At 44.3% G+C, this 5,853-nt stretch carries 6 protein-coding genes; 3 read left to right on the plus strand and 3 right to left on the minus strand.

The window, feature by feature from the left end; translation table 11 throughout:
• Nucleotides 1-70: 70 nt before the first annotated feature.
• Nucleotides 71-844 (plus strand): hypothetical protein, encoded by a 774-nt coding sequence (locus tag O3C43_24455; protein ID MDA1069640.1) that lies wholly within the window; start codon nt 71-73, stop codon nt 842-844.
• Between the two features lie 4 nt (nt 845-848).
• On the opposite strand, the gene O3C43_24460 is transcribed toward O3C43_24455, so the two are convergent.
• The 3 genes from O3C43_24460 to O3C43_24470 are packed head-to-tail and all read right to left on the minus strand — an operon-like array spanning nt 849 to nt 2,884.
• A complete protein-coding gene (locus O3C43_24460) occupies nt 849-1,583 on the minus strand; it encodes a Bax inhibitor-1/YccA family protein (protein ID MDA1069641.1) in 735 nt (244 codons plus the stop codon).
• Between the two features lie 46 nt (nt 1,584-1,629).
• Nucleotides 1,630-2,445, minus strand: a complete 816-nt coding sequence (locus O3C43_24465; GenBank protein ID MDA1069642.1) for a protein phosphatase 2C domain-containing protein — start codon at nt 2,443-2,445, stop codon at nt 1,630-1,632.
• A 1-nt stretch (nt 2,446) separates the two neighbouring features.
• Nucleotides 2,447-2,884 (minus strand): serine/threonine protein phosphatase, encoded by a 438-nt coding sequence (locus O3C43_24470; protein MDA1069643.1) that lies wholly within the window; start codon nt 2,882-2,884, stop codon nt 2,447-2,449.
• A gap of 186 nt (nt 2,885-3,070) precedes the next feature.
• Between O3C43_24470 and O3C43_24475 the strand changes: the two genes are divergently transcribed.
• Together O3C43_24475 and O3C43_24480 are read left to right on the plus strand one after the other, a co-directional pair.
• On the plus strand, nt 3,071-4,081 hold the full coding sequence (locus O3C43_24475; protein MDA1069644.1) for a glutamine synthetase beta-grasp domain-containing protein: 1,011 nt from the start codon (nt 3,071-3,073) through the stop codon (nt 4,079-4,081).
• Between the two features lie 597 nt (nt 4,082-4,678).
• Nucleotides 4,679-5,788 carry a hypothetical protein gene (locus O3C43_24480; protein MDA1069645.1) on the plus strand — a complete coding sequence of 370 codons (1,110 nt, stop codon included), beginning with the start codon at nt 4,679-4,681 and terminating at the stop codon, nt 5,786-5,788.
• Nucleotides 5,789-5,853: the final 65 nt, after the last annotated feature.

Genomic DNA, 5,853 nt, shown 5'->3' on the forward strand with positions numbered 1-5,853 from the left:
TCGATGTTACCGTTGAGAAAGTCCTGAGAGGCAGCGGGTGAAGGAACGATTATTTGTCAATATCCAAGACATGACCCCTTCTGCCCACGACCCCTTCTGCCCACGAGAGAGTGGGGATCCCACTCAAGAAGGATTCTTGCCCTCTGTATTGAGGACAAAGCTAATGGGTCCTGGAATACTGGAATTTGATGCAAAAGGTCGTTTTGGAGCAGATGACAGTACTGCATTTTTATCACTGCTGATTGATGGGCAACAGATTTTCACATTTCAAAGGGATATGAGTTTTTATGAACGCTTTGAAATCAATATTCCAGAGGGTGACCACGAGATTCAGTGGCGCTTCGTTAAGGATATAGATGTGGAATATTTTCCATCCCTCAATAAGAGATTTCATTTCTTCCTGAGAAACATCTCCTACAGACCGTTTTCGAGTGATAGAGAAAATACGCTCATAAAGTGGATGCTAAAATACAATCCATCCCTCAGTTGGTTGGATTACTCATATTGGGCTGGTTCCGATTTGGATGGAGATGGAGTAGTTGCACTCGAAGAGTTCTCCTTTGGCTCTGATCCGAATGCTTATGATGAGGTTTTCTTCGATCAGACTTATCTCTGGAAAGATTCAGGTAAAGTTCATCCGATCTATAATTACAGCCGAAACAAGCTGATGGGAGATGACACCATGTTCATTCAATCGAGCAGCAATCTTACGGATTGGGAAGTGCTTAAACCTGAGGAGTACTCTTTCGAAGTTCTGTCCGAAAGTGAGGTGCAGGAAGTTCTCTCCGTGGAGATCATTCCTGTTGAAGACGAGCAGCGGTTTTACCGATTCGTTTTCTTTTAGTTTCCTACCGGCTCCTCAGCTTGGAGAGAAGTCGAAGGATTTCGATGTAGAGCCAGACGAGGGTGACTAATAAACCGAAGGCGGCGTACCATTCCATGTAGCGTGGGGCTCCGCGTTTTGCTCCTTCTTCAATGAAGTCGAAGTCCAGGACCAAGTTGAGAGCGGCTATAATGATTACAAATACGCTGAAACCAATTCCAATAAATCCGCTTCCGTGGATGTAAGGCATGGAGATTCCGAAAAATCCCATGACGAACGATGCAAGATAGACCAGAAAAATGCCGCCGGTAGCTGCAACGACTCCCAGTTTAAAATTCTCAGTAACCTTGATAAAACCAGATTTATAGGCGGCGAGCAGTGCAAACAACGTTCCAAAAGTCAGCGTGATTGCCTGGAAAGCAATGCCCGGAAATTGCAATTCCATCATTGCTGAAAGGGCACCCAGAAATACTCCCTCCGCCAGAGCATAAACCGGTGCTGTGTACGGAGCTGCCGTTTTTTTGAAAATCGTGATCACTGCAAAGATTAGGCCGACGATCGCTCCTCCGATCATCCAAGGCATCATAGCGGAAATATCGCCTAGCGTCATGACTTTCTTCCACGACCAGATGGAGGTCATTGTGAGCATTAAAAGCAGGATCGCCGTTTTATTGACGGTACCACCGATTGTCATTGCATCGGTTGAGGCGTATTCTACCCGAAAGGTATCGTTGTTGAGGGCGGGATTTCCAGTTCTCATAGGATTATTTTAATATTGAGGTGTTAAGTTAAAAGTAAATGCGCAATCAACTAATAGATACAACAATTGCGGTTAAATTGTCACGACCAGATTCTTCCATTGAATCTTTTACTAATCGATTTGCGGGTTGAAGTTCTGCGAGCCTCAGAGGGGGATTCCGTATGAGGTCTTCCAGTCGATGATCCCAGATTCCGTCGTTGATGCCATCTGAATTAATTATGAAAGTGTCTCCACTCTCAAAGCCTACTGCACCAAATTGAGGTTCTATGGTTTTTGTTTTTCCGCCTAATGAACGTAGGAGGATATGTTTTTCCGGGTGAGTTTTATGTTGTCGTTCGTTTAATCTTCCTTTGCGGAACAACTCACCCGGGTAAGTGTGGTCGTGGGAAATCTGCTTTAAACCGCCATCCTTGGGCAAATAATAGATTCGGCTGTCTCCTACATGTGCGAAGTACATCCATTCAGGGGTAAACCAACATAGGCTAAGCGTTGCTCCCATGCCACGGCACTCTTCATAGAAAAAACTCATTCTGGACATCTCCCGATTTACTTCCTCGAAAAGCTCCCCCAAAAATTCATGGTAGCCCTGGGGAAGGCCAATCGCTCCAAGTCGAAAGCTTTGGGGAAGTCTTTTAGTTATAAAATCTACAGCGATTCTGCTGGCAAATTCGCCTGCATTTGCGCCTCCCATACCATCGCTGACTGCAAAAATGAAATCACCATCTCTTTCGATAGATCCAGAACCTTGTTTCCCCAGAAGCCGTACTTCCTGTCCGTTCAAATTAGTAGCTAAAAATGAATCTTCATTGTTTTTTCGAAAACGCCCTGGATGTGTCAGGCCCGACCAAGTTATTGTTTCCATGCTAGATTTTAAATTTTGTCTTTCTTATTTCTTTTTCGGCTTCGGCCAGGGTAAGACCTTCTCCGGATTCCAGAATTGTGGAAAATTCAAAGTCTATAATGCAAAATCTTCCTTCGTGGGAACTGTATGTGATGTTTCGAGCAAACGCATCACCGTGCCGAACGCCGTATGTTTCGAGCTCCGCAAAGAGCATATCCATTTTCTCCTGGCCTATATGTGGCACAATTTGACCACAGTTGGTGGTAATAATATACAGTTCATCCGGATCGCTATGCAGGAGTTTGGGCACAAATGTACAGCCTTTTGTTTCCAAATATTTAAGAACGCGGACTTCGTTGTCATACCTCTTGCGAGCTAAGGATCCACGATACCGTTTATGGACTCTTCCATCATAGCCTATGTGGACTTCAGCCCTTTTTGTGTCTTTAATTTCCCTCATTAACTGGACCTAACTAACTTATTTTTTTCGGTTTAAACAGACCGTTTTATTTTAATTATTATATTTTGAGTTGAAAACGGGCATGTAATTTGCTGACTGTCGTTGCGTCCTTAGTTTGGCCATCTTCAATAGGGATGGATCAGACTCTCCAACGGACTTTCAACCCAAAACTAAAACGACAAGAAAATGCCGAAATACAAGCTTGAATACCTCTGGCTCGATGGGTACCAACCCGTTCCGAACCTACGTGGAAAAACCAGAATCGCTTCAAATGCCCCATCTTCAGTCGAAGATTGCCCTGTATGGGGATTTGATGGCAGTTCTACTCAGCAGGCTGAAGGTAAAAGTTCAGATTGCATTTTACAACCCGTCGCTCTTTACCCGGATGCTGGTCGAAGCAACGCTTTCATCGTAATGTGTGAGGTCATGATGCCTAATGGTGATCCGCACCCATCTAACAATCGTGCGACGATTGATGATAACGAAGATACGTGGTTTGGACTCGAGCAGGAATACTTCCTTTTTCAGGATGGTCGCCCGCTGGGTTGGCCTGAAAGCGGGTATCCCACGCCCCAAGGTGAGTACTACACCGGAGTCGGTTACCGTAATGTTGGCGATGTTGCCCGAGCCATTGTGGATGATCACCTGGATCTTTGCCTGGAAGCCGGAATCAATCACGAGGGAATCAATGCCGAAGTGGCCAAAGGACAATGGGAATTCCAGATATTCGCCAAGGGTTCCAAAAAATGCGCCGACGACATGTGGGTTGCGCGCTACCTTCTTGAGCGCCTTTGCGAGCAATATCAGGTCTATGTTGAATGGCATTGCAAACCCTTCCAAGGTGACTGGAACGGATCAGGCATGCATTGCAACTTTTCCACGAAATTTATGCGTGAAGTAGGTGGTGAAAAGTATTTCATGGCTCTTATGACAGCTTTCGAAAAGAATAAGGAAGAGCATATCGCCGCTTATGGACCTGACAACCACTTGCGTCTGACCGGTCTCCATGAAACTCAGTCGATCGACAAGTTTTCCTGGGGATTGTCTGACAGAGGTGCTTCGGTTCGATTGCCGGTTAACTTTATTAAAGATGGTTACAAAGGTTACCTCGAAGATCGCCGTCCAAATTCGAAGGGAGATCCCTACCAGATCTGCTCCCGCATTCTTAAGACGATTTCAGAAGTTCCTGAAAAATAATCGAAACCGTTTTATCAAAAAGGCGTCCCGGACCGGGGCGCCTTTTTTCTATCCGATTTGTACTACTATCCGGTAGAATCTTGTTTTTAAAGCAACGTTTTCGTATCCCAGCTCTTCACCACGAACTTCGCGATTAATCACGCGCCAGTATTAAAATACGTTCGAAGAAAAATACTTTTACTACGAAAAGCGCAGAATTACGCAAAAACTGAAGGCAGGTTCCCTTTAAAAAGCATAAACTAACCACGAATGGATCACGAATATTTTGTCGTTTTTTATCAGTGAAAATCAGTGCCATCAGCCGTGCCCTGTCGTAGCCTTGGCGGAGACTGGTGGTTAAAATTTGTATCTTTTTTCCGTTTAGAAAAATGCCTTGAACCCTTCAGGATATCGGACCGCTCGGCGATCAGTCCCTACCTCGTGATTCGTGTCACTTGGTCCATTCGTGGTTTCATAATTACAATATCTGTGCCCATCTGAGCAATCTGTGGTTAAACGTTGGTTGCGGCTCTGCTGCTCTAAGCAGTCGATGTTCAAAACAGGGCATGAATACGATTGCTTGGTTGGATAGGCCTACTAAAGTTTCTGTTTTATTCCATGCCGGAGAAGTCAGCTCATCTCATTGATAGACATAAAATCGCTCTTGGTTGGCTAATTCCCAGTCCTTTGTTCGGATTTCTACCTCTTTATATTTACTGGGAGAACTTCGCCAAATTCTATTTCCAGGGCGACGAATGGGAGCAACTTCATTTGATTGAATCAACTGGATATTGGACCTGGGTTTTCAGTTTCTTTGGAGAAAATTTTGTGCCGGTTTTTAAGCTCTTTTGGTCGAGTATTTTGTTCTTGGGAAATGGCGACTATCACGTATTTCTCTATGTTTCTTTTACGGTGCATGCAGCCGTTGTTTTTCTACTAGGCTATCTTCTTCGGATGTGGAGCTTTGGATTGATTTCAATTCTTTTCAGTCAACTCGTGCTTGCGCTGAATTATACGCACATTGAAATTCTTAATCAAAGTATCCAGGTATCGAACCTGTTGTCCTATTGTTTGCTGCTGATTACGCTCATTGTCTTTTCAAAACCATTGTTAGAGGGTAGAGTTCATTCCCAGAGAGTTTGTGTTTTTCTTTCAATTCTATCGGCCCTGGGTGCATTGAGTTTTGCGCGGGGAATATTGATTGGTGCTGTTGTTTTCCTGATGGCAATAACGCTTTTAATTTCCAGTAAAGCCAAAAACAAGCGGCTTTTACGGCCTGCCATGTTTGCTTTGATCCCGAGCCTTTTCGTTGGGATTCTCGTGGGAATTGGAACCTACATCTTTTCAGACAATTTCGCAGATTCTGCCTCTCGGCTCGGATTAATTACCAAGCATTTTCTTTACCAGATTTCCTTGAATCCATGGTATCAACAGATTCGCGGCTTTCATATAAAACCAAGCTTAGCATTGTTACTTTTTGAATTGAATGTGGTTTTCGTATTTTTCGCATTTCGTTGGGTTAAAGACCATCAAAGACCTCTGATTATTCTCCTGCTTGGTTTTTTTCTAGGGAATGCATTTTTGCTGGCGCTGGGTCGGAATCACCTACCTATCGATCATGTTGCCGGTTGGCGTTACCAATATGGGGTGCTCATCGTATTTGCACCGATGGTTGGCGTCGTTGTGGAAAAAATCCTCAACTATCCGCCTTTTAAATTTTTCCGATGAAACTCCCCGAAGCAAGCATCGGGGTATCTGAAACAGAAACATTCTTACCATAATCTTAGCTGACG

It is taken from the genome of Verrucomicrobiota bacterium, from assembly GCA_027622555.1.
Lineage (GTDB): Bacteria > Verrucomicrobiota > Verrucomicrobiia > Opitutales > UBA2995 > UBA2995.

Coding starts and splice junctions, on each gene's coding strand:
- O3C43_24460 (MDA1069641.1), bottom strand. CDS start 1,583: ATGAGAACTGGAAATCCCGCCCTCAACAACGATACCTTTCGGGTAGAA.
- O3C43_24470 (MDA1069643.1), bottom strand. CDS start 2,884: ATGAGGGAAATTAAAGACACAAAAAGGGCTGAAGTCCACATAGGCTAT.
- O3C43_24475 (MDA1069644.1), top strand. CDS start 3,071: ATGCCGAAATACAAGCTTGAATACCTCTGGCTCGATGGGTACCAACCC.
- O3C43_24455 (MDA1069640.1), top strand. CDS start 71: ATGACCCCTTCTGCCCACGACCCCTTCTGCCCACGAGAGAGTGGGGAT.
- O3C43_24465 (MDA1069642.1), bottom strand. CDS start 2,445: ATGGAAACAATAACTTGGTCGGGCCTGACACATCCAGGGCGTTTTCGA.
- O3C43_24480 (MDA1069645.1), top strand. CDS start 4,679: ATGCCGGAGAAGTCAGCTCATCTCATTGATAGACATAAAATCGCTCTT.